27 protein-coding genes are annotated in these 26,144 nt (G+C 53.5%); 19 read left to right on the top strand and 8 right to left on the bottom strand.

The annotated features are described in order from the left end of the window. Nucleotides 1-359: 359 nt before the first annotated feature. The 3 genes from GOW04_RS18875 to GOW04_RS18865 are packed head-to-tail and all read left to right on the top strand — an operon-like array spanning nucleotide 360 to nucleotide 1,895. Nucleotides 360-863, top strand: a complete 504-nt coding sequence (locus GOW04_RS18875; protein WP_171233623.1) for an aggregation factor core — start codon at nucleotides 360-362, stop codon at nucleotides 861-863. A gap of 13 nt (nucleotides 864-876) precedes the next feature. Beyond that, nucleotides 877-1,329: a TspO/MBR family protein gene (locus GOW04_RS18870; protein ID WP_171171727.1), complete on the top strand. Its 453-nt coding sequence runs from the start codon at nucleotides 877-879 to the stop codon at nucleotides 1,327-1,329. 50 nt (nucleotides 1,330-1,379) lie between these two features. Then, a complete protein-coding gene (locus tag GOW04_RS18865; RefSeq protein WP_254430208.1) occupies nucleotides 1,380-1,895 on the top strand; it encodes a CIA30 family protein in 516 nt (171 codons plus the stop codon). A gap of 106 nt (nucleotides 1,896-2,001) precedes the next feature. On the opposite strand, the gene GOW04_RS18860 is transcribed toward GOW04_RS18865, so the two are convergent. Next, entirely contained in the window at nucleotides 2,002-3,312 is a 1,311-nt protein-coding gene (locus tag GOW04_RS18860) for a phospholipase D family protein (protein ID WP_254430207.1), read from the bottom strand. 499 nt (nucleotides 3,313-3,811) lie between these two features. Between GOW04_RS18860 and GOW04_RS22310 the strand changes: the two genes are divergently transcribed. After that, on the top strand, nucleotides 3,812-3,958 hold the full coding sequence (locus tag GOW04_RS22310; protein WP_171233704.1) for an adenylate/guanylate cyclase domain-containing protein: 147 nt from the start codon (nucleotides 3,812-3,814) through the stop codon (nucleotides 3,956-3,958). A 208-nt stretch (nucleotides 3,959-4,166) separates the two neighbouring features. On the opposite strand, the gene GOW04_RS18850 is transcribed toward GOW04_RS22310, so the two are convergent. The 4 genes from GOW04_RS18850 to GOW04_RS18835 form a co-directional block, all read right to left on the bottom strand. Then, entirely contained in the window at nucleotides 4,167-6,077 is a 1,911-nt protein-coding gene (locus GOW04_RS18850) for a DUF3604 domain-containing protein (protein ID WP_254430206.1), read from the bottom strand. Nucleotides 6,078-6,268: 191 nt separating this feature from the next. After that, entirely contained in the window at nucleotides 6,269-6,946 is a 678-nt protein-coding gene (locus GOW04_RS22305) for a GntR family transcriptional regulator (protein ID WP_171233619.1), read from the bottom strand. After that, entirely contained in the window at nucleotides 6,943-7,974 is a 1,032-nt protein-coding gene (locus tag GOW04_RS18840; protein WP_171233618.1) for a Gfo/Idh/MocA family protein, read from the bottom strand. The genes GOW04_RS22305 and GOW04_RS18840 overlap by 4 nt, the downstream gene beginning before the upstream one ends. Next, entirely contained in the window at nucleotides 7,971-9,059 is a 1,089-nt protein-coding gene (locus GOW04_RS18835) for an isocitrate/isopropylmalate dehydrogenase family protein (protein ID WP_171233617.1), read from the bottom strand. The genes GOW04_RS18840 and GOW04_RS18835 overlap by 4 nt, the downstream gene beginning before the upstream one ends. A gap of 136 nt (nucleotides 9,060-9,195) precedes the next feature. Between GOW04_RS18835 and GOW04_RS18830 the strand changes: the two genes are divergently transcribed. From GOW04_RS18830 to GOW04_RS18795, 8 genes are all read left to right on the top strand, one after another. Continuing rightward, nucleotides 9,196-10,203 carry a tripartite tricarboxylate transporter substrate binding protein gene (locus GOW04_RS18830; RefSeq protein ID WP_152456629.1) on the top strand — a complete coding sequence of 336 codons (1,008 nt, stop codon included), beginning with the start codon at nucleotides 9,196-9,198 and terminating at the stop codon, nucleotides 10,201-10,203. A gap of 57 nt (nucleotides 10,204-10,260) precedes the next feature. After that, the gene (locus tag GOW04_RS18825) at nucleotides 10,261-11,010 is read left to right on the top strand and encodes a hypothetical protein (RefSeq protein ID WP_171233616.1); all 750 of its coding nucleotides are present in this window, start codon (nucleotides 10,261-10,263) and stop codon (nucleotides 11,008-11,010) included. Nucleotides 11,011-11,014: 4 nt separating this feature from the next. Further along, the gene (locus GOW04_RS18820) at nucleotides 11,015-12,526 is read left to right on the top strand and encodes a tripartite tricarboxylate transporter permease (protein ID WP_171233615.1); all 1,512 of its coding nucleotides are present in this window, start codon (nucleotides 11,015-11,017) and stop codon (nucleotides 12,524-12,526) included. After that, nucleotides 12,526-12,813, top strand: a complete 288-nt coding sequence (locus GOW04_RS18815; protein ID WP_152456632.1) for a putative quinol monooxygenase — start codon at nucleotides 12,526-12,528, stop codon at nucleotides 12,811-12,813. Before GOW04_RS18820 ends, GOW04_RS18815 begins: the two co-directional genes overlap by 1 nt. After that, nucleotides 12,810-13,607 (top strand): N-acyl homoserine lactonase family protein, encoded by a 798-nt coding sequence (locus tag GOW04_RS18810; protein WP_152456633.1) that lies wholly within the window; start codon nucleotides 12,810-12,812, stop codon nucleotides 13,605-13,607. The genes GOW04_RS18815 and GOW04_RS18810 overlap by 4 nt, the downstream gene beginning before the upstream one ends. Beyond that, nucleotides 13,604-14,881 (top strand): 3-oxo-tetronate kinase, encoded by a 1,278-nt coding sequence (gene otnK, locus GOW04_RS18805; protein ID WP_171233614.1) that lies wholly within the window; start codon nucleotides 13,604-13,606, stop codon nucleotides 14,879-14,881. The genes GOW04_RS18810 and otnK overlap by 4 nt, the downstream gene beginning before the upstream one ends. Beyond that, a complete protein-coding gene (gene otnC, locus GOW04_RS18800; RefSeq protein WP_171233613.1) occupies nucleotides 14,878-15,519 on the top strand; it encodes a 3-oxo-tetronate 4-phosphate decarboxylase in 642 nt (213 codons plus the stop codon). Before otnK ends, otnC begins: the two co-directional genes overlap by 4 nt. A gap of 725 nt (nucleotides 15,520-16,244) precedes the next feature. Continuing rightward, nucleotides 16,245-17,219 (top strand): adenylate/guanylate cyclase domain-containing protein, encoded by a 975-nt coding sequence (locus GOW04_RS18795; protein WP_171233612.1) that lies wholly within the window; start codon nucleotides 16,245-16,247, stop codon nucleotides 17,217-17,219. 239 nt (nucleotides 17,220-17,458) lie between these two features. Here the strand turns inward: GOW04_RS18795 and GOW04_RS18790 are convergent, their stop codons facing one another. Next, nucleotides 17,459-17,629 (bottom strand): hypothetical protein, encoded by a 171-nt coding sequence (locus tag GOW04_RS18790; RefSeq protein WP_170791963.1) that lies wholly within the window; start codon nucleotides 17,627-17,629, stop codon nucleotides 17,459-17,461. Between the two features lie 259 nt (nucleotides 17,630-17,888). Here GOW04_RS18790 and GOW04_RS18785 point away from each other — a divergent pair, with 259 nt between their 5' ends. The 4 genes from GOW04_RS18785 to GOW04_RS18770 all read left to right on the top strand — a co-directional run bounded on the left by GOW04_RS18785 (nucleotide 17,889) and on the right by GOW04_RS18770 (nucleotide 21,076). Beyond that, entirely contained in the window at nucleotides 17,889-18,389 is a 501-nt protein-coding gene (locus tag GOW04_RS18785; protein ID WP_171233611.1) for a Dps family protein, read from the top strand. Between the two features lie 50 nt (nucleotides 18,390-18,439). Further along, nucleotides 18,440-18,724, top strand: coding sequence for a coiled coil domain-containing protein (locus tag GOW04_RS18780; protein WP_171171697.1), 285 nt, complete (start codon nucleotides 18,440-18,442; stop codon nucleotides 18,722-18,724). A 44-nt stretch (nucleotides 18,725-18,768) separates the two neighbouring features. After that, nucleotides 18,769-20,034, top strand: coding sequence for a DUF2254 domain-containing protein (locus GOW04_RS18775; RefSeq protein WP_171233610.1), 1,266 nt, complete (start codon nucleotides 18,769-18,771; stop codon nucleotides 20,032-20,034). Nucleotides 20,035-20,347: 313 nt separating this feature from the next. Beyond that, nucleotides 20,348-21,076: an SDR family NAD(P)-dependent oxidoreductase gene (locus GOW04_RS18770; RefSeq protein WP_171233609.1), complete on the top strand. Its 729-nt coding sequence runs from the start codon at nucleotides 20,348-20,350 to the stop codon at nucleotides 21,074-21,076. A gap of 49 nt (nucleotides 21,077-21,125) precedes the next feature. Here the strand turns inward: GOW04_RS18770 and GOW04_RS18765 are convergent, their stop codons facing one another. Then, a complete protein-coding gene (locus GOW04_RS18765; protein WP_174830501.1) occupies nucleotides 21,126-21,842 on the bottom strand; it encodes an N-acyl homoserine lactonase family protein in 717 nt (238 codons plus the stop codon). An 80-nt stretch (nucleotides 21,843-21,922) separates the two neighbouring features. On the opposite strand from GOW04_RS18765, the gene GOW04_RS18760 reads away from it, so the two are divergent. The 3 genes from GOW04_RS18760 to GOW04_RS18750 all read left to right on the top strand — a co-directional run bounded on the left by GOW04_RS18760 (nucleotide 21,923) and on the right by GOW04_RS18750 (nucleotide 25,030). Then, entirely contained in the window at nucleotides 21,923-23,047 is a 1,125-nt protein-coding gene (locus GOW04_RS18760) for a pyridoxal phosphate-dependent aminotransferase (protein WP_171233607.1), read from the top strand. A 183-nt stretch (nucleotides 23,048-23,230) separates the two neighbouring features. Continuing rightward, nucleotides 23,231-23,704, top strand: coding sequence for a DUF427 domain-containing protein (locus GOW04_RS18755; protein ID WP_171206335.1), 474 nt, complete (start codon nucleotides 23,231-23,233; stop codon nucleotides 23,702-23,704). Nucleotides 23,705-23,959: 255 nt separating this feature from the next. Beyond that, nucleotides 23,960-25,030, top strand: coding sequence for an ABC1 kinase family protein (locus GOW04_RS18750; RefSeq protein WP_371814424.1), 1,071 nt, complete (start codon nucleotides 23,960-23,962; stop codon nucleotides 25,028-25,030). A 175-nt stretch (nucleotides 25,031-25,205) separates the two neighbouring features. Here GOW04_RS18750 and GOW04_RS18745 read toward each other — a convergent pair whose 3' ends face one another. Next, nucleotides 25,206-25,658 (bottom strand): thiol-disulfide oxidoreductase DCC family protein, encoded by a 453-nt coding sequence (locus tag GOW04_RS18745; protein ID WP_171233605.1) that lies wholly within the window; start codon nucleotides 25,656-25,658, stop codon nucleotides 25,206-25,208. Nucleotides 25,659-26,144: the final 486 nt, after the last annotated feature.

Raw genomic sequence — 26,144 nt, 5'->3', positions numbered from 1 at the left:
ATTTTTTCAACCGAGGAAAATCTGGAAGCCATGCAGCGGGTGACGTCAGTGTTTTGACAAAGTCAGGCGAGGTCGGAACAAAGCACTGCGCGTCAGTGTTGCCCGTCAATGTTCCCGGTGAATTGCGTGCGGAGCTTCTTATCAGGGACTTTGGGAGCGATTCCGACGATCCACCCGTGGCAGTCGAAGTTATTGGCCACCTGCATTTCATCGAGGCCGCACTTGATCTCCGAGGCGCGATTGTAGCCGCAACTTCGAAAGCAATTATTGGCTGAACCACGATAGGCAAAAGGCATTAATCTGATCCAAGACACCCGCCGAGGCGTATTTATCAAGTACCTCTTAACAAGGAGAAAAGAATGCTTCCACCCGGCATTATCGCTGCGACCCTTGGGTTTTTCGCAGCCACATCGCTTCAAGCTGGTGTTCAAATTCGCTTCGTAGAGGGCGCACCAAAGGATCGTTTTGTTCTGACAAATGTCGGAACGTGCGACGTCGTAGCCTCGACCGTCAAAATTGACTTGTCGCAATCTGCCGGACGCTTGATTTTCGACGTTACCGAAAAAGGCGCTGGCGTGGAGGTTTTTCAACCTCTCGAATTCGTTGAAGGTGCTGACGCACTGCGTCAGCTTCCGTCGGTCGTGGACGGGCAAAATACAATTGAACTTGAGATCGCCTCCCTCGCGGCAGGGGAACAACTCGCTTTTACCATCGATGTAGATGACACCATTGGGCAACGCGAAATCACTGTTTCTGGGTCGGAGATCGAGGGCGCCATGGTGTCATATACTGCCTCGGATGAGACCAATACTGCGACCTTCTCTTCCGAAGCGTTCGTCAACGTGATGACCAAGGATTGCTGAGAGCTGCCCGGCAATGTCGAACTGGTTGATCCGCATAGCATTTCTTGCGCTCATGCTCGGAGGCGGCATCCTGATCGGGATACTAACCGCACCCGGTGATTGGTATGCGCAACTTTCTAAACCTGCTTTCAATCCACCAAATTGGATTTTTGGCCCGGTTTGGACGGCGCTTTATGTATTGATCGCGATGGCGGGCTGGCGCCAGTTCGAAGCAGACCGGAGCTCGGCCGCCATGAAGTTGTGGTGGGCGCAGATGGGGCTGAACTTTTTGTGGTCCCCAACCTTTTTCGTACTGCAAATGCCGTGGGTTGCCTTTGTGGTCATTGTTGCGTTGCTGGCTGTCATCTTCGTGTTCATCGCTCGGGTGAGGAACTCGGATCCAGTCTCCGCGCTGGCCTTCCTGCCGTATTGTGCATGGGTCGCATTTGCCACGGCGCTTAATCTTTCTATTGCGATACTGAACTGAGAAGGAACAACATGCGTGCCAACTTCTTTGGGCTTTTTTCGGGGCTTGTTATGCTCGGATCTACAATGGCACAGGCTGATGAAAACCTTGCTGAGGACTTTTCCAAGTCTCCGGAGATGCGTTGGGACTATGTTGCGGACACAGTCATGGGAGGCGTCTCTTCAGGGCAAGTGCAGTTTCGTTCGGAAGGTGATGTCGCATTCGCGCGTCTGACCGGAACCGTCAGTACAAAAAACAACGGCGGCTTCATCCAGTTCCGACACAAGTTGCCTGATCGGCCCGATGCGGGCGTATCGGGCGTAAGGCTGTTGGTTCGGGGTAACGGCGAGCAATATTTTGTTCACCTCAGGACACGTGGCACCGTGCTTCCTTGGCAATACTATCAGGCCGAGTTTCCAACTTCAGAAGACTGGACCGAAGTCTCTTTGCCTTTGTCAGCCTTCAAGGCTTCAGGTGCCATGTTGCGCGCTATTCCCGTCGCTGACGAAATCACCTCGGTTGGAGTTGTAGCCTATGGGCGCGATCACGCGGCCAGTGTGGATGTCAGCGAGATTGGGTTTTACTGAAGGTCGCCCGGGCGATGGCCCAAAATACGTCCGGGCGTCCCCCTTTCGGTGTAGCCGCGCCCCCCAAAAAAGGGCGACACGCCATCAGATTATTTGTCAAAAAGACCTAAAGCTGCGACCCAATTGGCAAAATACTTAGGAAACCGGAAACTATGTGATCCCAGGCTGATCCTGTCGGCTCGGATTCATATTCAAGGACGTTGCCATCATCATCTCTTGTCGTCCATTTAAGCTGGCCAGCTTGCTCGAGTGTGACATGATATGTGTATGCGGGCAGCACGTCGTCCAGGGCACCCATCGTCTGTGCAGTCAATGCTGGCGAGTCAATCAGAATTCCCATCTCGGTGTTGATGTTGACAGACCGGGGGTCCCAGTTGAACGACCCTACGAACAAGTATCGGTCATCAACCGCAAATGCCTTGGAGTGTAGGCCTGATCGCGATTGAGCCCAGTTAATCCCGCGGCGTTGAACTTGATAAGCGTCGGGTCGCAGTTCGTAGAGTTCTACTCCACCGCGCAAAAGTGCTCGGCGTTTTTTAGCGTAGTGTGCGTAAACGGGTGCGACGTCGTTAGATGCAAGTGAATTGGTTACGACCTTTACGTCGACCCCGCGCTTCTCGAGTTCGGTCAACCATTTCACACCGTTGTTGCGCGGCACAAAATAGGCGGACACGATATTCACCTCACTGCGGGCATTCTCAAAATACGGAAGCAATTGAGATGCCAGAACGGGGTCTGAACTATCCAGACCCGCCGCTTTTGAAGGCGGATCAGCATATAGTTTCGCAGGCAGCCAATCCAGTGACAGGGCTCCATCTGCAAAATTCTCTTGTGCTGACTTTCTGAGGGCGGCGCCGTACTGCGTTTGCTTCGCTTCTTCGACCAGTTCCTTCAACCTGCCTCGCGCATCGCTAAGGTCAAATTCTTCGGGTTCCCCAACGACCGCACGCGCCGGAACGGCGAACTCGCTGTTCCAGTAAGAGTCAAAGCTACGCGACACCTCGCGCACAACGGGGCCTGCGGCCAGCACATCCAGATCAGCGTAGTTCATTTCTTCCCGGGCCAGAAAATACTCGGCACCGATGTTCCTTCCACCCACAATCGTGAACACATTGTCTGCCGTCATGGACTTGTTGTGCATTCTTCGATTGATGTGTTTGAAATCTGTGATACCCGCAATCAAAAGGCTCTGATCTCGCCAAAATGGATTGAATAGCCTGATCTCAATATTTTTGTGATTGTCCAACGCGGCCGTCATCGCGTCATAGCTGGACGTGTCCATGTCATCCAGCAACAATCGGACACGAACACCCCGATCTGCTGCCTGCAAAAGACTGGCTGCAAAAAGGTGACCTGTTGGGTCGTTGTGCAGAAGGTAGTATTGCGCGTCTATCGTTCGCTCGGCAGCAGCCGCCAACAGCAGCCGTGAAACAAGCGCTTCTTCTCCATCACTGATCAGCTTGATGCCTGACCGACCGTCTTTGGGGTCCCCTAGGCGATCGGCCGCCTGGCCCAGAGCCGTGCCCGAATTCGCCGGCAGCGCAGCCGATGCTGTCTTTTCATATGTACGGGATTTTGGAGCGCAAGCGACAAGAAACAGCGCGCAACAAAACCCAATCACGAACTTCCATTGCGCCATAGGCTTCCTCCAACCGTATGCCCTAGGTGACTACGCCGGACCATGCGATTGCAAGTTTGTTCTATGACGCCTGAGGTTGTTTCGTTTGTAAGTGTTGATTTCGCATACCAGCAATGGCGGAATTGTCAGTCTGATGCCGGGCGACGGTTTGATGGCTCTTTTTGGAGTTCCGCAGCCGCCGCCGAACTCTGCGCAAAGCTCAGTGTAGGAAGGGTATGAAATGCATAACACGATTGAGATGTAAGTACACGCACGGCGCTCAGAAGGGAAAAGTGACCTGAAAATCAGCATCGGAATAGCGACTGGCGAAGTCGTCGCGGGCTATGCCGGTACGGATAATTGGGCGACGTATACTTGTATCGGATCGACCGTAAACCTTGCTGCTTACCTTGGGACAGAGACGCACAAAACCGGAAGCCTTTAATTGATTGATCAAGAAATCTTCGATCTGACGGTGGGGGCAATGTGTTGGAGACATTTGGTGGAATCATGATCAAGGGTTTCTCCGATCCATTCGGCATCCATGCGCTATGACCAATCGAGCGACCTCATAAAAAGGCTGAAATACTTGAAGTATTCGACGCAGTGTATGAGGGCCTAGAGCGAAAAGCAGAACAGTCAGCAAGTTCGGACTATTGGTCAGGTGCGTACCAAATTGGCGAAGTGTATGCGCGTTCCTGCGCTGTCAATGGGACATTGTCTGGCATTTGTATTCCAAACTTAACGGCATCATACGCCGTCCAGCGGGGTGTCGGAATTTCAATCACTCGGGCGTAGTAAAACGCGCTTTCTAACGGATCAAAGTCGGGATCCTGCCACACGGTTCCTAACTCAGAAGCACCTATCGTGTTGGTCCACGAGGGGATTGAAAGGTTAACTGTGGTGCCTAAGGATGGCAGCTTACCAGCGGCATCTGGTTCGCGGGAACCGGACCAGGCCACATCGTAGACTTTTTCCCGTTGCTCTCCATCTGCATCTAACCAACCCTTTATGATCTGGATTCGATCCAAGTTTGCTCCCATCGGATCACGAAGCGCGTATACCAGAAAAGTAGGAGAGCCTTCCCCAGGGCCAAGATCGCCACCCATCGGCACACCTTTGGTGTATCCTACAAGCGCCAAGTCCCGCCGCAAGGCATCCTCTTCGGTAAAAGTATATCCACCGAACATACGGACGCGCATTCGGGGACCTGTTGTTGCGTAAGTTTCACGCCGATGCATCGCATCCCAGATGGCTGTGCGGGAATTCTCCTCGGCCCATACTGCTGTCAGACCGCCAGTAATATATTGCGACGACCGCAGCGCAACCGTCCCGTCAGCATACGTCTTGCTGACATGTTGGCTCCGTTCTTCGCTGGGCTCGTAGCCGGTAAATTTTCCGAAGAAATTGTCGTTGTCAGGGGCGGTCAAACCTGTGTGCGTGTCACTGGCCCCACCCAAACCAAACTTGAAAGGGTTCACCCCTAAAATTTTTTGAAGCGACAGGCCGCGAAGCAACCCGGATCGGGCATATTCGCCGGGCAGCATATCCGCCTCTTTTCGAACCGAAGCATCAAGGTTACCGAAGTCCCACGTTTCGAAGTCAGCAAATTCATCGTCAGGTGAAAGGAACGGGTGGGCCTCACCGTCCCCCTTTATCTGGGTTGGTTCATATAGCCTTTCCCATTTGTTTCGCGCTTCTGCGTATGCGGGATCTAACGGTACCCCGTCTGCAAAATCGTCAACGAGCGGGAACATCCAGCCGTTCGATAAGTTTCCATTGTGTGGAATAGCAAGCACACGCCCGCCGGTTGTTTGCTCATAGTTTTCCAACCACTTCCAAAGATCACGAGGGTTTGGTGAGCCTACCGGGGGCGTCGTTGTATAAGGCAGTATCTGCCTTGTGAGCTCAGGACCGTCGCGAAATATCACGTTTCGGTGCAAATTGTTCCCTGCAACCAGAGAAGTCCATTCATAGGCTATGAAGGTACTGAACACGCCGGGGTCATTGTACTCCTCCGCGGCATCAATAATGTCGTCCCAAACACGGGCGTAAGCGGGATTGCCGGGTTGATAGTTCAGCGCACGGGAAACCTGTCCTTGAGCAAATGCCGCGGTAAGCTCAAGTGCAGCTGCCAAGGCGGCTTCCCCACCTTTGTTGAATTCCTCGTGGAAATATCTGCCTTGCTCATCCGCCAGGATGTTGGGTGCACCCCCAATTATGTCGGTGATTGCTCCCATCGCATCCGAATGGTCTGTAATCATGAAGAAATCGAGAGGTATCGAAAGTTTTACTGGTTGACCCGTGTTAGAGATTACCTCTTCGCCACGCGCAAACCGATAAGCATCTCGCGGCATCAGGCGTGTCCCGCCGCCGCCAGCATCCCCGGACAGTCCAGTATGAACGTGGGTGTCTCCAAAATAGACTTGAGTTGGATACGCACGCTCAGCGTAAGGTGAATAAGGGCGACCAGAAGGTCCAGAAAGCCCAGACGGGTTTATTGCATCCTGAGCAAGGATTGGGTTCCCCAAAATGAGAGCGAGAGGCAAAACATAGCGAAACAACTTTTCCTCCATAATTGGAGGCATCATAACACAACACCGGTACGGAGTTTTCCGGCCGAGAATAAATGTCTTCTGCACTTGAGGAGTAGACCCTCGGTGAACTTCACCAAATGGCTGCAACGAGCCGGGCGCAGCAAATTATCCCGTGGTCCTAGCGGTTTAATGAACTTTCGAAGAGCCGTGCAAGTGGTTCAAAGGCTGTTGAGCCGATGCTTCTCGAGTATCCCACAAAGCATAGTCTTGGCTTGGAGCCTGTGTTCTCGATGGCGTTCGCGCGCCACATCCGGCCGACCTTCACTTATCGCTTGGAAAACAACACGATGATCCTCATTGGATTTGACTGGTAGCGGCCTGATAAACAGTGTCGTTGCGCGTGCGCGACGAACCTGGTCGCTCATCATGGCCACAATCGCTTCGACCCGTTTGTTGCCACCTAAACGCACGAGTTCCTGATGAAACAGCTCATCGGCCTCGGCCCAGGCTTCCAGGTCTTCGGCTTCGATGGCTTGGTCCATCTTTGCAATTGATCCAGCAAGTATCGCCAGTTCATCATCTGAATAACCTGCTTCGGCAGCGCGCTGTGCTGCGAGACTCTCGAGTTCCGTCAATATGTCGTAAATTTCACGCATATCATCTGATGAAACAGGCAGTATCCGCACACCCTTGCGGGGCCGCATTTCCAGCAAACCCTTACTTTCCAACATCAGCGCAGCTTCCCGTATCGGGGTGCGGGACATGCCAAGGGTCTCGGCGAGTTCCGATTCCAGATGGTCAGTTCCGGCCGCAAGTTCGCCGGATAGGATCATCCGCCGCAAATCCCTTACAGCGCGTTGTGTATTGGAAAGAGTTTTTGCGTCCTGATCCTTCACGGCGTCTCCAGGTTGATCTTTCGTCCCTCCGCAGCCGAGAGATAGATTTTCTCTTCTATGCGGATCACATCCAAATATTCTCGGGCCGTGTTTTCCAACAGCGTGCCCTGTAGAAGGCCCGAAATGACGTGACTTTGCAAGGCGTGGACGCAGTCTCCTCCAAATCCATCGTGATCGCTCGGAGGTAGAATCTGCTGTCGCTCCTGTTTTCCAAAAGCGCGGAGTTCAACTGAACCGTCGCCGTTAAGAACCAGCGATCCTATCGTTCCTTCAATAAGCGCTTCGCCCATGGTTTGGCGCAGGTTTTCGGCACTGTGATCAAGGCACCTGTTCCCGTCGAACAGAGCTTTCAAGCCGTTGGGGTGATCAAACAAGATGTAACCTGCGTCCTCGCCTGCGATAACGGGGTTCACTCGACGCAGGTCGGCATAAACCGCGCTGGGCGCCCCGAACAAAAAACGGAACGTGTCTACCCAGTGAACCGCTGTTTCATGAACGAGGAAACGCGGCATGTCCTGAAAGTAGGGCTGCCGGTCAAGATAGGCGCGTGGTCCCTGTCCGTCGCCGGGCCGAAGCCGGAAAGTCGCTTGAAGAGGCGTTCCAATTCGACCTTCAGCCATCGCTTCCTTGATTGCGCGGTACCAAGGCTGGAAACGAAAGTTCTCGTGTACAACAATAGTTGCGCCAACCTCATCTGCTTCGGAAACAACCTCCTCCGCTTCACCCAGAGACAAGCAGAATGGCTTTTGGCAGATCAGCCACTTGATACCAAACCGCAGTGCCGTGCGGATGGCCTCGGCCTGCGCGACAGGAGGAAGGATGATGTCCACGAGATCCGGTTCTTCTGCCTCCAACATTTTCGACAGATCATCATAAGCCGCCAGTCCTGTTTCCCTCGCTTTTTTGATATCACGGTTGCAGGATGCAACTGGAACAGCGCCAGGCATTCTTGACCAGCTTTCGTAGTGGAACTTGCTGAAGTATCCCGCACCTACACACGCGACCCGAATGGCTTCTTTAGTACTCATGCCGGCAATGCTTCCAATACCGCTGAGGCTGCTTCCTGAGTTCCAGCTTTGCCGCCCAAGTCTCGCGTCAGGTTTTGACCGTTCGCCACCACCTTTTCTACGGCCTCGCGCAATCGAGCGCCGTCGCTGGACAGTTCCGGGTGATCATGGGTCAAACCCAACCATTCAAGCATCATTGCCGCGGACAGGAACATTGCAAAAGGGTTGGCAACACCCTGTCCCGCAATGTCCGGAGCGGAGCCGTGGCAGGGTTGGAACACGGCGTGGTTCAATCCGATATCTGCTGAAGGAGCCAGTCCAAGACCGCCCATAAGACCTGCACCAAGGTCAGAGAGGATATCTCCGAACATGTTCTCAGTTACCAAAACATCGAATTCCCAAGGCTTCTGGACCATCCAGAGGGCGGTCGCATCGACATAAGCATGGTCTGCTTGTAAATCGGGATGGCGTGCGGCCTCGGCGTCAAAGATTGATCTGAAGAATGCAAAGGCGCGGAATACATTGGCTTTGTCGACACAGGTTACTCGTCCCGGGCCGCGACCGGACGCCTTGCGGTTGTTGGCGAGATCAAACGCAAAGCAGAATAGCTTTTCGGATACCTCTCGGGTGATCACAAGGGTTTCGCGGGCCTCTTCTTCTGTGACTTCACCCGTTCCTTGGGTGAAGAACAACCCTTCGGTGCTTTCACGGATCAAGACAAAGTCGATCTCTTTTCCGGGAGGCAGCGCCAAGGGGGTCATTTGTCCGCTGCTTACCTTTACTGGCCGTACACCAGCGAAGAGTCCCAGTTGCTTTCGTAAATCAATCTGCGGTGAAATCTCGGTTCCGTCAGGGTAGCGAACATCCGGCAAACCCATTGCAGATAGCAGAATCGCGTCGGCCTTGCGTGCAATTTCGAGTGATCCTGTTGGGAAAGATTCTCCAGTTTTGGCGTAGTGGCCTGCGCCTGCTGGTGCGTCTGTAAACGCCAGGTCGTAGGTGGGATTGCCGCGAGAGAGATGGCGCAAAATTTCAAGCGTAGGCGCCATAATTTCCGGGCCGATCCCGTCCCCGTGGAAAACCGCGATATCGTAAGTCTTTTTCATTTTGGCCCGCTTCCTTCCCGTTTTGCATTCATAGCGCGATAGCAGCTTCCACTACAGTCCGTTGACAATGCATTCTTTAATGTATACGCAAATAAATGCAACAATAAACGCGAAGTTGTTTTGGGAGGACTTGGAAATGAAACTAAAGCTAGGGCGGTTAGCGGCCGCAGCCGTGATGGCGACCGGGATCGCAGGGGCAACTGCCGCGCAGGATTATCCCTATCGTGATATCACCACAGCTGTGGTCTGGGGGGCCGGTGGCGGCACGGACACGATCAACCGAATGATCATGGCCGAGATGGAAAAACACCTTCCGGTCTCGATCAACGTGATCAATCAAACTGGCGGGGTCGCAGGCTCCAACGGCATGGTCTATGTCATGAACCAACCAGACGATGGTTATACATTGGTCGGGCTGTCAGAATCGAATGTCACGGCCGCTGTGCAGGGGGGGTGGGACAAGAAATTTGATTTTTGGTATCCGTTTATTGTCGGCGGATCGCCTGATCTGATCTCGGTTCCAGCGGACAGCCCTTACAATACGCTGGAAGAACTGGTCGACGCAGCCAAAGCTGCTCCGGGTACTATTCCAGCAGCGGCGTCCGGTGCAGGTTCGATCCACCACTTGAACCTTCTGGCCATCGAAAAAGGGTCCGGTGCGGAATTCAAATTTGTTCCATACAAAGGCTCAGCACCCGGGCAGGAAGCGGCGATAGCGGGTGAAGTTGCGTTGGTTGTGACTTCACTGGCTGAACAGGCCCCGTTGATCGAGGGTGGCCAATTGAAACCGCTTGCGATGTTGACGCCCGAAGATGCGCAGATTGCTGGCACAACAGTGCCATCTGCCTTTGGCATCTATGACGGGCTCGACCAGTATCTGCCGCTCAAACAGGCCATCGGGTTTGCAGTTCACAGTTCAGCCGGAGATGACGTAAAGGCTGCGCTTGGCGATGCGTTCGAGCAGGCGATTGCGTCCGACACCGTCGCTGAATGGGCTGCGGCAAACAACTACGATGTCGGCGGTCAGCACGGCGAAGAAGCTCAAGAATTGTTTGCGAACCTTGAGGCTACCTTTGCCTATACCTTGCAGGACCTTGGTGCTGCCACTGTCGATCCGGCCTCGCTGGGTATCGAGAAGCCCTAATCCGATCAATTTTGAAAGGGCGCGTTCGATCGCGCCCTTTCCTGAAGGAGGCAGGCCATGGACAAACCTGACGAAACACTGATCCTGCGGACGCGCGATTTTTGGGCATCGATTGCTCTTATCACAGTGTCCCTCTTTTTCCTTTGGAAGACATTGGACATTCCACTTTGGGGTGAAAACCGCGCCGGTGTAAGTGGATCTGATTGGTACAACTCGGCTGCAATTGTACCGTTATTCATCTTCGGCGGGTTACTTGTCCTTTCCTTCGTTTTGCTGGCTATTTCGGTCCGTTCGGGCGGAGCTCAAAACGCGTTCAGTGCCTTGGGGATTGGATGGGATAAGTGCGAAGCCTACCGTGCTTCAACAATAGGCCTGATCCTTCTTGCATATGTCGTCGGACTGGTTCCCAGAGTGGACTTCATTCTGTGCTCTGGGTTGCTGATCACGGCTTTGACTTACGGCTACTACGGGGGTCATGCGCGGCGTGCTTTGGTGGCCTGTGTCGCAGTTGTCGCTGCCGGTTTGTTTGCGTTCGCCGTGTTTCCTGCTCAGGCGGATTGGAATGAACACGGTGATGATTGGTTTACATTGGCCGTTTGGGTCACGCTTACACTTGTGGTGTTGACCAAAGCGGTTACTGAACGCGTTTTGCGGTTCGTTCCAGTGGTGGCGATACTTGCCCCGCTCATCCTTGTAAGCGCGATGGCCTTTGTATTCCGGCAGAACGTGCCCGCGCGCGGCGGACTGATCTTCAAGCAAATCGAATACCACTATTACGTGACGCTTCGTCCGCTTTGGAAAGACTGACCGGATGGACTTTATCCTTTCGCAACTGGCTGGATTTGGGGCCGCTTTCGTGGGCCTGGCAGTGGACCCGCTGACCTATCTGTACTTGGTCGCATCCGTATTCCTGGGCATCGCATTTGGAGCATTGCCCGGACTTACGGCAACGCTGGCAGTGACGATCCTGACGGGATTTTTTGGCAACAAGATCCCATTGGACTATTCGCTCATCGCATTGCTCGGCGCCTATGTTGGCGCGATTTATGGCGGCTCTTACCCCTCAATTCTATTGAACATTCCGGGCACAGCAGCCAGCGCGGCGACGGCAATGGATGGCTACCCTCTGGCCAAAGCGGGTCGAGGGGGCGAAGCACTAGGGCTCACCACGACGGCCAGTTTCATCGGCACAGTAATCGGGACCATCACGCTTTTGATTTTCGTCTGGGCGCTGCTTTTGGTTTCAAAGAACATCGCAAGCCCGGAGAAAGCATTGTTGGCCCTGTTCGGCATTCTGCTTTCTGGCACTTTGATGAGCGAAGACCTGGTGATCAAGGGATGGATCGCTGGTCTGATCGGGCTTGCGATGTCCATGGTGGGGCTCGACCCGCTGTTGTCTGAACCACGCTATACCTTCGGCTGGTCTTACCTGATGAGCGGATTTCAGGTTGTGCCAGTTTTGATGGGAGCCTTCGCCATCCCCCAAATTATCGACGGCTTGAGGCATGTTGAGACTGGGAAAGTCCTAGCCCTGAAAGGCCGTATTCTTCCAAACCTTCGCTCAATTCGACGCTACCTGCCCACCATTGGCCGGTCAGGTGTGATTGGAACCGGGGTAGGAGCTCTTCCCGGAGTTGGCGAAGATGTAGCCGGTTGGGTCAGCTACGGTGTTGGCAAGACCGTATCTGCCGAGGGCGACAAGTTTGGAAAAGGCTCTTTGGAGGGTCTGCTGTGTTCTGAGACTGCAAACAACGCCTGTATTGGTGGTGCTCTGATCCCTCTTTTGGTGTTGGGCATTCCCGGTTCGCCACCCGCCGCGGCTTTGATGGGGGCGTTCAAGATCAACAACGTGATCCCAGGACCCACGATAGACCCCGAGATCATTCTGCGCGTGGTTGCAATTTTAGTGCTGGCGTCACTGACGATGTTCCTTATGGGGCTTTTCACCGCTCGGGTCTTTATCAAAATACTCGCCATCCCGCAGACCATCTTCTTGCCCGTCGTTATGGTTTTGACAACAATTGGGTCTTTCAGCGTTGGTGGGGGCATCAATGATCTCTATCTGATGCTTGGTGTGGGTGCCGTTGCCTATTTCATGAACCTGATGAAATACCCAATCGCCCCGTTGGTGATTGGTGTTATTCTGGGCGGCCTGTTTGACGAAACCTTCCGCCGGTCGCTGTTTCTGTCGGATGGGGATCTTTCGGTCTTCTTTTCTCGACCCGGTGCGACCATTCTGCTGCTGCTCAACATTGGTTTGATCCTCAGCCAACTGCCTGTCGCAAAGCGCGCTTTCTCACGCCTAAAAGGAATTTCTGTCTGATGTTTGCGGTTACTGTCACCTTCACTCTCAAGCCCGGTACGAGAGACACCTTTTTACCGCTGATGGTCGAAAACGCTTCAACCTCTTTGCGTGAAGAACCCGGATGCCATCAGTTTGACGTTTGCCTCGGTGACGATCCCGAGACAGTGTTCCTCTACGAGGTTTATGAGGACGCTGCCGCGTTCGGCGTTCACCTCGAAAGCCCGCATTTCAAGTCCTTCGATGCTGCGGTGGCTGATATGATAGAAGCCAAAGCTGTTCACCAGTATTCCGAGGTCATCCGATGAACGATTGGGAAATCCACGCCGTCAAATATGCAGATCGCAATGCCCGCACTCGGCGCGATAGCTTCATCTTGGATGACAATCACGACGCGCCTCATGCGATGGATTATTTCGTTTGGGTGCTCAAACGTGGCGACAAAGTCATTCTGGTCGATACTGGTTACGATAGCGGCGAGGCCACTGCCCGGGGTCGTCCCATCGCGATGGACCCTCGCGAGGCTTTGCGGCCCTTAGGTATTTCGCCCGAAGCGGTGACCGATGTCATCGTGACCCATCTTCATTATGACCACGCGGGGGGGCTGCATATGTTCCCTAACGCGAAGTTGCATATGCAATCGGCGGAAATGGCCTTCGCCACGGGCCCCTGTATGTGCCACGATCATCTGCGTGCGCCTTTCTCGGCGGGCCATATTTGCGAGGTCGTAAAGCGTCTCTATTCAGGCCACGTCATATTCTACGACGGAGAAGCCGAGATAGCTGATGGGGTCACGGTGCACTGCATCGGGGGGCATTCGCGCGGGTTGCAATGCGTTCGGGTAAGGACGTCAGGCGGGTGGATGGTTCTGGCCTCGGACGCCTCGCATTACTACGAGAATTTCATGGCGCGCAAAGCTTTTCCCATCGTCGTCGACCTGCAGGACATGATGGATGGTTTCGAGACGCTCGAGAGGTTGGCTTCGCATCCTCGACTCATAGTGCCCGGCCATGATCCACTTGTGCGCGAGGTTTATCCCATCGGAGCAGCACCGCATATCCATAGGTTGGATCCAGGGCCGACGAGGGACATCAAATTATGAAGATCGGCGTCATAGCGGACGACTTCACTGGTGCGAGTGATATTGCGAACACCTTGGCAAAGGGCGTTGAGCCGGAAGGTGGGTTACGAACGGCTCAGTTTACAGGCATTCCAACTACCCCGGCGGACGAGGCGATCGAAGCGGGTGTGATCTCTCTCAAAAGCCGCACTGCACCCGTCGATGAAGCCATTGCAGATAGCGTGCGCGCCCTGCGCTGGCTCGCGGATCAAGGATGCGGTCAGTTCATTTTCAAGTATTGCTCGACCTTCGATTCCACGTTGGCGGGAAACATCGGCCCCGTTGCGGAAGCGTTGGCCAATGAACTGAGTGCGCAAAAGGTGGTTTTCTGTCCGGCCTTTCCCACCACGGGGCGTACCGTCTATCAGGGACATCTTTTTGTGCACGGCAAGCTGTTGCACGAGTCTGGGATGGAAAATCACCCTCTTACTCCGATGACGGATGCAAACATCCGGCGATGGTTGCAGCGTCAGACCGAAGAAGCGGTCGGGTTGGTGCCCATTGACGCCGTGAAGCAAGGATCCGAGGCGATTGCTGCTGCTTTGCAGAACGCCGACGAACGATTTGTGATTGGCGATGCGATTTCGGATGAAGATTTGTTGGTCTGGGGCGAAACTCTAAAGGATGCCAAGCTCATTACTGGGGGATCGGGCATAGCACTGGGGTTACCAAGAAACTTCTTGAGAGGGGCTTCACCCAATAGTGCTGGAAGTGTGCTCCCTGGTATCACGGGGCCCGAGGCGATCCTTGCGGGGTCTTGTTCAGGCGCTACTCGTGAGCAGATCGATGTTCATGCGAGTTCCCATCCGACCTTCGCAATTGATGTTCCGGGCGTCATGTGCGGAGATGTGACCACGCAAACGCTTTTGGAATTCTTTGAAACGCACTTGGGTCAGGCGCCGCTCGCATATTCGTCGGGAAACCCGGAAGATGTGCGCGCGATCCAAAACCAATTTGGTCAGGAAGAAGTAGCGGAAAAGCTGGACAATCTCTTTGCAGATACCGCGCGAGAACTTGTCCTGACAGGGTACAAGCGATTGGTGGTGGCAGGAGGGGAGACGTCGGGCGCTGTCGCCAAGGCTGTGTCTGCGGCACTGGGGTCTCCTGCCATGTCGGTTGGGCCAGAGATTGACCCGGGCGTGCCGGTCCTGAGCGTTGGAAAAACCGAACCCATCGCGCTGGCGTTGAAGTCTGGAAACTTTGGCGCTCCGAACTTCTTTTTGAAAGCTCTCAGAATGATGGAGGCAGGCACATGAAATCTGAAGAATTGGTATTGCGGCAGCAGATGTCGGAGTTATGTGCCTCGCTGTTTGAGCGTGGATTTTCCGTCGGCACTGCGGGCAATGTCTCCGCACGTCTACACGACGGTATCCTGATGACTCCAACCAACTCAACTTTAGGAGATATCTACCCCGAGCGCATCGCCAAGATTGACTTGGATGGAAACCACGTCTCTGGCGACAAGCCGACCAAAGAGGTTTTTCTGCATCAGGCCTTTTATGAGACTCGACCAGAAGCGGGCGCGGTGGTTCATTTGCACTCGACCTGGGCCACCGCCCTGTCGTGTCTGGAAGACACCAATCCAGATGATTGTATTCCTCCGCTGACGCCGTACGTGGTGATGCGCGTCGGCACGGTCAAACTTGTTCCATACGTCAAGCCGGGTGATCCGAAATCTGGTGACCTGATCCGCGAACTGAGCGGTAAATACAGTGCTGTACTGTTGGCCAACCACGGACCCGTCGTCTCGGGAAAGGATCTTTTCTCAGCGGTCTGTGCAGCAGAAGAGTTGGAAGAAACGGCCAAGTTGCTCGTGGCACTGCGGGGTATGCCAACCCGAACGTTGGATGCAGAACAAGTCGCAGAACTCAAAGAGACATTCGGAGGGAACTAATCCAACGCAAAATACTGACTGTGCAGACTTTTGGGCAAATCGTGCAGGGCTATGGGCGTTAAACTTGAGTTTAATGAACGGAATCTATGGCAAGAAAGCCGCGTTTTGAGGCACCTAAGCCCGGTGTGGCTTATCAATTGCGGGCGTTCTTTGCTGGCCGAATGCAAATACTGCACCGGTCTCCGACTAACGCTTATGTTCTCAATGTCTCATTTCTCACGGGTGACCGGGACTTCAGTTTAGATGACAAAAATTAGATTTCGGCGGAGCGTGCGGTTCAAATACAGGAGTGTTTTTGATGAACTGTGGGCGGAACTTGCGGCCTAGCTGCTTCTTCAGCCACCGGTTCTCGGAATCCAAAGCACGCAGCTTCTCGTCAGACAGTTCCATGCCGCCATACTTCGATTTGTATTTGTGGAAGGTGCTCTGGCTGATCCCAAAGCGCTAGTAAACATCCCCATCTTCTCGCAGGCTTCTTGTTCGTTGATCATCTGAATGATCTGTTCGCCGATGAATCCCACGTGCACTTGTCCGTCCTTTAGTTGACCAGACTCTACGCAAAACTGGAGGAGACTTGCGGGCTCAGGTCATGTCCTGAAGAAACACAAAAGTCTTGATCTGACCAAATCCCGGCGGCAGCATTGACCTGCGTTGTTCGAAAAATGGGGATACCGTTTGCAAGGCATTCTTAGTTTCTTCCCATGTAGCGTCTCGGGTTGCTTGCGATGATACGTTCCTCACCTGAACTGCTGGCGGTTTCCAGGCGTTGGTACGAGATTCTCAGAACCAAAAAGAATACTGAGGAATTGCGGAACTTTCTGTCGAAAGCAGAAGAACTTCGGTTCGTTGGAACCGGCGAAGGCGAGTATTGGAGCGGGCAAGCTGTTCGTGATGGGGTTAGCGGCTTTTTTTCGGAAATCCCGGCACCGGTCGTTTTCGAGGAAATTGAAGCGGAAGCCTTCGAAAACGGAGAAACGGGATGGTCATCCTTTGTCCATAAGATTCAGTTTGTCGGCTTTGATGAAGCCGTCTTCTATCGCACCGTCCTGATTTTTGTCCTGGAGGGAGCGGCCTGGAAGATTATCAATCGCCACGCTTCAGTACCCACTCCGAATATTGAACTTGTGGGTAAGGAACAGCTGGCCATCCAAAAACTGATTGATGCCGCACGCGATGAAGGGCCCGAGCTGACCCAAACCGAAGGTTTAGCTTCGGTACTTTTCACTGATGTGGAGGGCAGTACTGCATTGGCAGAGGCGTTGGGTGATCAGCGTTGGTCGGTGCTGATTGAAAACCATTTCCGGGTCTTGTCGGCGATCATTGAAAAGCATCATGGCCAGTTCGTAAAATCCCTTGGAGATGGAACGTTGTCTGTCTTTCCGTCTGCGAAAGAAGCATTAGCGGCTGCCGTCAAAATTCAGAAGGCCATTGCGTCGGTGTCCGAAGAGCCGTTTTTCGGAATTCGTATTGGAATTCACACTGGCGATGTCGTGCAATCACGTGGAGATTTTTTCGGTACCGTGGTCAACAAGGCGTCACGCATTACAACGGCTGGTGTGGCAGGTGAAATACTCGTTTCAGATGTGACCCGCGCCATGGTTGCCGGACAGACCGGTTTTTCGTTTTCCGGCCTAGAACCAAGATTGCTCAAAGGGCTCCGTGGCCACCACGTACTATATCGGCTCCAGTGGAATAATTGAGCGTTGACTTCACCTTAACTCGACAGGTCGAATGGTTCCCTCGCGAAGCAGGTGGGTACAAAGCACTGTGTTGCATAGTACAGAAAATCGCCAAAATACTCCGGTGGATTGCGGCTATCGCCCTACTGTCACGTGTGTAGTATGCAACAAGATCAGCATACAATTTCTCGCGCGCCGGAACGTTCGGTTGGTTCAGTGTCACGTCCTTCCAAAGACGAAATGCGCTGTGGATGCTTCTATCACTCGTCCACGACACGAAACTCACCGGATGGCGCGTCAGTAGGTGGTTCTTCGAACTCATTGGAAATCAGGCCGCGACGGATAAGTTCACGAATGGCGGCCGCTCTGGATGGCAGTCTGTTCTCGAACCGCCAATCATCGATGGCCTTAAGCTCTTCGAGGTCGAGCATTAGTTGCAGTTTTTCAGTGCGCTTTGGTGGTCGATTTTGATCAGACACTGGCATGACCTCAGTAGCTTACGTCAGTTACTCCAAACATGTATGGCAATGGGCCTGTGTGTCTACATCAATGTTGGCATGTTGGGCTGGATACCCATGATCATTAAGCGCCTCATTATGCGTGGTATACCTATAGTAAGTATATGATTTTATTTGAAATGTATCATCTTCTCCCTAGTTTCTACTTGGTAAGAAGCGAAATGGAGTGAAAATGATACAGCAAATTTTGAAGTCTGAAGTTCAGGAAGAAACGAACGATACAGGCATCGACAAAAATGCGTGGATCGCCAACGCGGTGACGGAAATACTGGCCGATACAATGATCCTGATGGTGAAAACGCAAGGCACGCATTGGAACGTCGTCGGCCCGCTTTTCCTGCCGATTCATGAGCTGACAGAGCGTCAGTATCGTGACCTGTTTGAGGCCACTGATGAATTGGCCGAGCGCGTGCGCGCGTTGGGTCAGGTGGCACCGATTTCGTTCACTGACATGGTTAGCCAGGCAAAGTTGACCGAAGAAGAAACGGTCAAAGACGCAGAAGGTATGATCAAGCAGTTGGTTGCAGACCATGAAGCGATCGCCCGAAACCTGCGTGAGACTGCCGCGACCGCCGCCCGTTATGGCGATGGGGCTACAGAGGATCTGATGAACGCCAGGATGGCCAAGCATGAAGAAGCAGTCTGGATGCTCAAGGCGATTGTTGCGGCCTAGTGGGCGGCTCCCGTCGATCTGAACCACCGTTTGAGAAGAAAGGAAAACTCATGACACGTGTTGGGTACGAGAAAAAGGCACAGCTGCAACTGGATAGTTGGAATGCCCAGATTGATGTTCTTGAAGCCAAGCTGAAAGTGGCGGAAGCGGATGCCAAGATCGAGCTCGAGGAACAACTCAGCAAGCTCTACAAGGTAAGGTCTGACGCAGAAGCTCAGCTGAAAGAGTTGAAGTCGACCAGCGACGAGGCCTGGGAAGACGTCAAAGAGGGCTACGAGGCTGCATGGAATAACATGCAGAGTGCTTTGAAAAAAGCGGCCGACCGGTTCGCGTAAAGCAGAGTTCGTTAAGAAAGCGCGTGTTGGGAATGGGGACTGGAATGCAAACACCCAGAGAATTAGTGAGATACTTTCGCGGGTTCCTAACCATCCCTGCCGCCATAAGTCTTTCAGGTCTTGTGGTGGCTGGGATTGTCTTCAAGACCGAGCAAGCGCTTGTGAAGTGGGGTTGGTCCGCTTCCGATTGGCTCAGCGTTTCGAATCGCACTGCGAGCGATGTACTGAGCGCAATCTCGGCAGCATCCATGTCCGCATTGGTCATGGTCTATTCCATTGTTCTTCTGGTCTACACTTTGGCGGCAGGATCTATTGGGCCCAGGCTCTTGCAGCGCTTCGGCGAAGACAGGGTAAACCAGGTTGCAGTTGGTTCACTTGGAGCAACGTTTTTATACAGCTTGATGATCTTGTGGTTGGTACGCGATGACACATCAGTGAACTTAGCCGTGGTGGTTGGCATAATCTATTCAATCGTCTCAGTTCTATTGCTGCTGCTCTTCGTCCATACAGTATCGACGCGCGTAACCATTGATCAGGAGGCGGCGCGGATTTCTGAAGCTTTGGATGGTCAAGTGAGCACCGCGATCGAAAACAGTGCAGATATTCCATCCTCAGAGGCAATCCCCGAGAAGGGAGACAAGCGCCCGGTCCCGGCTTCCGGAACTGGTTATGTGAACTCGATCAACACCGAAGAACTGGTGCGTGCGGCCAAACAAGCAGGAGCAGTCGTCGTTTTTGATGTGCAGCCTGGTGACTTTATGGTTCCATCGGACATTTTGGCCAATGTTCATGGTGATTGTGATGAGAGCCTCAATGATCTGGTGCAAGCGGCAGCTCCGTTGATCCCCGCGCGAGACCCTAACGGAGATATCCGTTTTTCTGTCCATCTTCTCGTTGAAATCGCACTTCGGGCATTATCGCCGGGTGTCAACGACACGTTCACCGCAATTGTCTGCATCGACCGTCTATCGGCCTCTCTGGCCCGTGCGTGGTCGTCCAAGCTCTGCACGGGTGTATATCGAGATGACGACGGAGCCGTGCGGGTGGTTTACCCATCCATCACGGCAGAGTCGTTGTTTCACGACTCGATGCCAGCTCTAAGACGCGCCGCTCGGGGCAATGGCCTCGTGACGGCCGCCCTTATTCGAGCTTTGGTGCGCATTGCTGAAGCGGCTCCAGAAAAGGAAGCGTGGGCTGTTGTAGATGAACTAACCGCAGTCAGAGATGAGACCCGAGAAAGCGATATGCTGGAGCGCGATATTGAAAAGTTTTGTGGTCAAATCGAAACGGCAATGCGAAGGCTTAGTTAAACATCCCTTACGCGTGTAGTCCCGTTCTGCCGGGGAGAAGTGCTTGGGCCATCCGCAGTGATATCGAGAAGTACTTGAGTGCCGGGCTTGCCTTCAAGTTCAAAAAGACGGCATGCAGGTGATGAAGGCAGACGGCAGTTTTGACTGCCAAGCAGCTAAAAAGCAGATAGCAGGGAATGACCACATAAAGCCCAAAACGGGCGGGCACTGAATTCAAGCAGAATTGACTTTCCCAGCTTTCAGATAAAAGGGTTGTGAGTTTCCTTCTTTAATTCGAAGTACCCCAATTCATGCCAAGGTGGGAGGAGTTGCTATGAAAACAGCGGTTGTGACTGGCGCCGCGGGAGGGATGGGGAAGGCCATCTGCCGCCAATTGCGGGCAGATAGGTTCCACGTCGTTGGACTGGACCTTAATGAAGAGGGTCTGGGCGAACTGGCAACTGAATTAGGCCCAGATTTCAAGTCGATCTCCGTTGACCTAACGGATTCCATGGCTATCGCTCAGACGTTTGATGGCATTAAGTCAGCGCACGGCGGTCTGGATGCTTTGGTAAACAACGCGGGCACCTGCTTCATGTCCGACTTCCCGCACATTCCGCCCGAGGAACTCGAAAAACAGATGGCAATCAACTTTAACTCTGCGTTCCATTGTTGCCAGCAGGCGGTTCAGTTGATGTTGGAACGCGAAGGCATCAAAAAGATTGTAAGTATCTCTTCGAACGGAGCTTACAATTTCGATGTTTTCGACCCTCCGCACTACCGGGCGTCAAAAGCGGCGATGGATACACTTACGAAAGACCTTGCCCGTCGATACGCGCAGGAAAAAATCTGTGTAAATTCTTTGGCACCTGCCATGACCGAGACACCTTTGTTCAATGTCTTGACCGAGGAAGTCTTGGAGAAAGCCGTTAATGCTATGCCGCATGGTCGCGCGATGCTACCCGAGCAAATCGCCTCTTGGGTCAGTTTTCTCATTTCGCCGGCCGGTGATGTTTCCAGCGGGAACGTGATTATTCTGAATCAAGGGCGCGACGTCAGATAACTGGCAGGCGCGACATCACTTTTCGGGAAAAGTGAGCCACAGGTTGGGATCAACGGTAGACTTCTGGTGCTTTCTTCAGAACGGGCCACTGCTTGGGACAATGCCCATAGATTACAAAGGCATCTCGCTCGGATGCTAGACGCATCAACCTGTCTGCGCTGGCAATTGCGGCATCTGCGTCCCATGAGCCTGCAAACTTCTCGTCGATTTCTGCCGGTCGGGATATCGCATCACTCGTTAACAAAATTGCACCCGAAGGAAGATCGACCATTACTGCGATCTGGCCAGGCGCATGACCGGGTGAGGCCAAAACGAAGATGCCCGGTCCAATCTCTGCGTCGCCATCAACCAAGAGATAATCCTGAGCGGGCCATTCCAAAGGCCGTATATCGCCCCAATACAATGGGCGAGGCAAGGCTCGCTCCGCGGAAGAGATAAGAATTGGACTGCTTGGAAAGTCGCCCAATGCGCCGATATGGTCGATATGAGTGTGCGTACAAATCTGCAATGTGATGTCTGACGGAGTCAGTCCGAGTTTTGCCAGTTGTGCGCGTGGCAGATTGTCTGGTTCACACTTCAGGACCTCGCCGAACTCGTCCAATCGATCTTCTTTGACTGCGGCGTCGGTATCGGTCGCGTATTTTTCAGGAAACCCAGTGTCGATGAGTATTGCTTCTCCTAAGTCCGTCCGGATCAGAAACCCGCAGATCCCAATAATGCGGCCGGTGGAATGGACCTTGAACAGCCCGTAGTCCAGAACTGCCAAGTCACTCGGTCGCCCTTTGACAAATCCTTCTGCTTGCACAGACTCTCTCCCTGATTGACTACAAGGATTTTGAGTACAGCATGAAAGTCAAGATACACACACTTTTTCAGTACCTGCTGGATACCACCGAAGCGGATCCAGAAGCTTTCGTTGGGTTTTCCTTGTCAGAGTCGCCGTGTTTGGGTGAGTTTATGGATGCGCTGGACCCAGCACTGCCGCTGGATTGGAACCAAAAAAGCTTTCGGGGCCTGCCTGCCTTACGACGACATGTCTTGGACCGCGCAGGCTTGTCTGATGTTTGCAAACCAGACGATGTTCTGATCACCGCAGGCGCTGCGGAAGCCAATTATCTTGCATTCATGCAATTGGTCCAACCGGGTGACGAAATCGTAACAGAACGCCCGGGCTGGCCGCAAGCGGGCGTATTGGCAGAGGCTGTTGGCGCGACTCTCAAAGTTGTAGACCGAGAAGAGAGCGCTGGTTGGGTATTGCCGCTGGACGAAGTTGAAGCCGCAGTAACGGAACGCACGCGGCTCATCTTTGTCACCAACCCCAATAACCCAACCGGCCGCCTGATGACCCGGGCAGAGCTGGAAAGGCATGTGCAAATTGCAGACCGTGTCGGCGCATGGCTGGTTGTTGATGAAGTTTACGCAGGATTGGAATGGGACGGGTCCCGTGCCCCTTCGATTGCCGGTTTGTATCCGAGGGGTATCACGACGGGCAGCGTTTCCAAAGCAATGGGGCTCCAGGGGCTGCGCACCGGCTGGATGATTTGCCGTGATCCCGATCTGATCTGGGATGCCATAATTCTGCGGGAAAACTCCAGCGAGATAATGAACATACTCGGCGAAGTCATTGCCGAAATCGCTTTGAGGCCTGACCGATACAATCAGTCAATGAAAACTGCGCGCGCAGCTGGCATGAAAACACTGGAACGCCTTGATCGGTTTGTTGCCGAACAACCCCGCCTCGATTGGGTCAAACCTCAGGCTGGATTGATTGGTTTGGCGCGGCTTGACGGGATTGATGGCGATGTTTTCGCCAAACGCTTGCTCGCCGATCCGTATCGGACATTTCTTTTACCGGGCTCGTCATACGGGATGCAGAACCACGTCCGACTAGGCGTCGGAGGAGGTGCTGCTGCCAATCTCGACCTTGGCCTAGAGCGCATGGGCGAACTGTTGGCGAACTGGCAGACTTAAGACACTCATTTTAACGGTTCTGGCTGCAAAGTCGGTCTAACAGAACAGCCCGATCAAAGCTGATACTAAGCCCAATTGTGGTTCAAGTTCGCCTACCTTGTGTTGAAAGTTCTTTCGCTAGAATAACGCTGTCGGCGCGCTATCTCGCAGAAGGAACAGCCGAATACACAATCCGGTCCGACAATGACAGCTTTGACAATTGAAGACGTGCAAGACTATCCACGGCCACCTGCGCTGCGGGAGGTGCCCCATAACGTGCGGATAGAGTTTGGCGGTCGAACAATCGTAGAAACCGATCAGGCGTTTCAGGTACTCGAGACCCACCACGCCCCAACGTACTACATCCCACCGCATGACATTGATGCCGTTCTGACAAAAACCTCGATCAGGTCATACTGCGAATGGAAGGGCGTTGCGAGTTACTGGGACGTTCAGAGCGGGGCGGCCAAGGCCACAAAAGCCGCATGGAGTTACGAGGAACCAACCACCAGGTTTGAACAGATAAAGGGCTATGTCGCCTTTTTCGCCGGGCTTATGGGCGGTTGTTTCGTTGGCAAGCATCGCGTGATCCCGCAACCCGGGGACTTTTATGGAGGTTGGGTCACCGAGAATTTGAAAGGTCGCATCAAAGGCTCTCCGGGCACGGAACTTTGGTGAGGATGTATGACTGACCCTAAATCCTCACCAACCTCTTTGGCAGTTCCGACAAGCCGTTTGGTCCGTGTTGCCGGTTTAAGCAGCATGACGGCAGGCATTGCAGGAAACGTGGCAGTACGCGCCCTTCGAGAGATCGGTCGCGGTGCGCGACCCGATATGCGTGGTTTGTTGATGTCCCCAGGTAACGTGACACGGATCGCGGATCAGCTTTCGCGCATGCGAGGGGCAGCGATGAAGGTGGGTCAGCTGATTTCGATGGATGCAGGCGAGGTCTTGCCACCTGAGCTGGCTGACATCATGGCACGTTTGCGAGATCAGGCGCATTTCATGCCACCGAAGCAATTGCGTGACGTCCTGAACCGAACCTGGGGTACAGATTGGCGCAAATCCTTCAAAACTTTCAATGTAAGGCCCATTGCGGCGGCGAGTATCGGGCAAGTACATCGTGCAACTTTGAAAGACGGGCGCGATGTGGCGATCAAAGTGCAATATCCCGGTATCGCTCGCAGTATCGACAGCGATATTGCCAATGTGGCCGCGTTGGTTCGAATGTCCGGTCTACTTCCCAAAAGCTTTGATCTGGGGCCGTATATCCAAGAGGCGCGCAGTCAATTACATGAAGAAACGGATTATGAACGCGAGGGGCGGCACATGCGCCACTTTGCTGACCTCTTGCAGGGTGATGAAGCCTTCGAAATTCCGGAGTTCTTTCCGGATTGGAGCACTCCCGAAGTTCTAACGATGTCCTTTCTGGAAGGTCGCCCTATCGAGACCGTGAGTGATGCGACCAGAGAGGAACGCAATCGAGTCTCAGAAGCCTTGGTCGATCTCACGCTGCGCGAGGTTTTCGAGTTCGGTATCATGCAAAGCGATCCAAATTTTGCCAATTACCGATACAACCCGGCAAATGAGAAGATCAGCCTCTTGGATTTTGGTGCGGCCCGAGCACTGCAACCATCGGCAATTGATGGGTATATGCATCTGCTGCGTGCAGGCCTGCGGGAAGTTGACGAAGAGCTTCGCAACGCTGCCATCCAATTGAAGCTTGTTGAAGGTGATGGCCCGTTCGACGACCGGATCCTCGGAATGATCCGCAGTGTCTTCGACGCAATCCTGTCCGCGAATGAATTTGATTTTTCTGACCGAACGCTCTCTAACCACCTGAAAAAGGAAGGCATGGCCTTGGCCCGGGCCGGGTATATCCCGCCCCCAATGCCAATGGATATTCTTTACCTTCAGCGAAAGATTGGGGGGATATTCTTGTTGGCCACGCGATTGAGTGCCTCGCTGCCTGTAAAGGCGCTTCTTGCAAAGTATGTCATCTGAACGACCTCCATCCTTCCTAACCCAGCAAACCGAGCAATAGCAAAACCCGCGGCACCTATATGCGTGACCAACCCAAAACAAAGCGCGAGTATGATGCGAGTGATGCCAAGTGCGGGTTCGAGCCCCCGTTTGACGAGCCAAACCAGTCCTTGAAAACGACCATCGTCCAGATTGATCATGTCGACGAACCTGTCCCGTTAGCCGACTTCGCTCCGACCCAAGACGCGATCCTCGAAAGCATCGGTCTTAGGGGCAGGAAGCCCCGGTATGCAAGCTCTAGCAAAGGCGTTATCCCCGGCAAGCTTGCCACCCGTGCCAGCCAACGCCATTTAGGTAAAGTGCCCCAGAGTTCCGTAAACGCGCGTGCACCGGATACTAGTTCTCCATCTGGTCGACGTACAGTGAAACGATCCATAGCTTCTTGCCGCGTTAGATCTTCATCAATTCGAACATTGGATTTGGAAACGTCGACAAACCTCAGGCGTTCAGCGCCCTCGCAGGAGGCATAGTGTTCGATCTCAACGGAGCAAAGCGGGCAAGATCCGTCGTAATAAACCGTAGCAAACGAATGATGGGTTGCGGCGTCATCAGATGTGAGCGCAACCTCAGCTTTGTCCGTTTTGTCCATTTTGTTTGACCTCGTCTTGTGGGCTTCATCCGTCCCGTTGCAAGACTTAGCGCAGATACCGAAGAAACGAGGGTTCAGCAGTGACATACAGATGCGTTATGAGGCCGCAACTTGTGATGATGCTAGCCAAATTTTAGCGATTGCGTCGCCTGAATAGCAGGCGTGCGGGCAATTTTGTTGAATAAGGTGAGGGGTTTGTAGGTACCTCGCTGTTTTTCGAAAGGCACTGAAAAGTTGCCCTACCAGAAGATGACTACTGCAATCTCACAAGCTCAGCCTCACAAGCTCAGCGGTTGGCGCAGCTCATGATCCACGGGGCTTGATACCGCATAAGTCAAGCTTCTGCTTTCGATGCGCAAACAGGATGGTCCCGTTTGAATACCTCCCTCTTGCGTTTACAGAGCTTTCGGGGTGGATGCTCTGAGGTCCGTTGCAAACCGTGCCTGGTAGCGTTCAAATCGACGGGCTGGTCTCTTTATCCTTTTC

Source organism: Ruegeria sp. HKCCA4812 (assembly GCF_013034245.1).
GTDB lineage: Bacteria > Pseudomonadota > Alphaproteobacteria > Rhodobacterales > Rhodobacteraceae > Ruegeria.
This window is presented reverse-complemented; position numbering and strand designations above follow the sequence as displayed.

Bases quoted from the DNA above. Each gene is read 5' to 3' on its own strand.
- GOW04_RS18875 (WP_171233623.1), top strand. From the start codon at position 360: ATGCTTCCACCCGGCATTATCGCTGCGACCCTTGGGTTTTTCGCAGCC.
- GOW04_RS18870 (WP_171171727.1), top strand. From the start codon at position 877: ATGTCGAACTGGTTGATCCGCATAGCATTTCTTGCGCTCATGCTCGGA.
- GOW04_RS18865 (WP_254430208.1), top strand. From the start codon at position 1,380: ATGCTCGGATCTACAATGGCACAGGCTGATGAAAACCTTGCTGAGGAC.
- GOW04_RS18840 (WP_171233618.1), bottom strand. From the start codon at position 7,974: ATGAGTACTAAAGAAGCCATTCGGGTCGCGTGTGTAGGTGCGGGATAC.
- GOW04_RS18835 (WP_171233617.1), bottom strand. From the start codon at position 9,059: ATGAAAAAGACTTACGATATCGCGGTTTTCCACGGGGACGGGATCGGC.
- GOW04_RS18830 (WP_152456629.1), top strand. From the start codon at position 9,196: ATGAAACTAAAGCTAGGGCGGTTAGCGGCCGCAGCCGTGATGGCGACC.
- GOW04_RS18825 (WP_171233616.1), top strand. From the start codon at position 10,261: ATGGACAAACCTGACGAAACACTGATCCTGCGGACGCGCGATTTTTGG.
- GOW04_RS18820 (WP_171233615.1), top strand. From the start codon at position 11,015: ATGGACTTTATCCTTTCGCAACTGGCTGGATTTGGGGCCGCTTTCGTG.
- GOW04_RS18815 (WP_152456632.1), top strand. From the start codon at position 12,526: ATGTTTGCGGTTACTGTCACCTTCACTCTCAAGCCCGGTACGAGAGAC.
- GOW04_RS18810 (WP_152456633.1), top strand. From the start codon at position 12,810: ATGAACGATTGGGAAATCCACGCCGTCAAATATGCAGATCGCAATGCC.
- otnK (WP_171233614.1), top strand. From the start codon at position 13,604: ATGAAGATCGGCGTCATAGCGGACGACTTCACTGGTGCGAGTGATATT.
- otnC (WP_171233613.1), top strand. From the start codon at position 14,878: ATGAAATCTGAAGAATTGGTATTGCGGCAGCAGATGTCGGAGTTATGT.
- GOW04_RS18795 (WP_171233612.1), top strand. From the start codon at position 16,245: ATGATACGTTCCTCACCTGAACTGCTGGCGGTTTCCAGGCGTTGGTAC.
- GOW04_RS18790 (WP_170791963.1), bottom strand. From the start codon at position 17,629: ATGCTCGACCTCGAAGAGCTTAAGGCCATCGATGATTGGCGGTTCGAG.
- GOW04_RS18785 (WP_171233611.1), top strand. From the start codon at position 17,889: ATGATACAGCAAATTTTGAAGTCTGAAGTTCAGGAAGAAACGAACGAT.
- GOW04_RS18780 (WP_171171697.1), top strand. From the start codon at position 18,440: ATGACACGTGTTGGGTACGAGAAAAAGGCACAGCTGCAACTGGATAGT.
- GOW04_RS18775 (WP_171233610.1), top strand. From the start codon at position 18,769: ATGCAAACACCCAGAGAATTAGTGAGATACTTTCGCGGGTTCCTAACC.
- GOW04_RS18770 (WP_171233609.1), top strand. From the start codon at position 20,348: ATGAAAACAGCGGTTGTGACTGGCGCCGCGGGAGGGATGGGGAAGGCC.
- GOW04_RS18760 (WP_171233607.1), top strand. From the start codon at position 21,923: ATGAAAGTCAAGATACACACACTTTTTCAGTACCTGCTGGATACCACC.
- GOW04_RS18755 (WP_171206335.1), top strand. From the start codon at position 23,231: ATGACAGCTTTGACAATTGAAGACGTGCAAGACTATCCACGGCCACCT.
- GOW04_RS18750 (WP_371814424.1), top strand. From the start codon at position 23,960: ATGGATGCAGGCGAGGTCTTGCCACCTGAGCTGGCTGACATCATGGCA.
- GOW04_RS18745 (WP_171233605.1), bottom strand. From the start codon at position 25,658: ATGGACAAAACGGACAAAGCTGAGGTTGCGCTCACATCTGATGACGCC.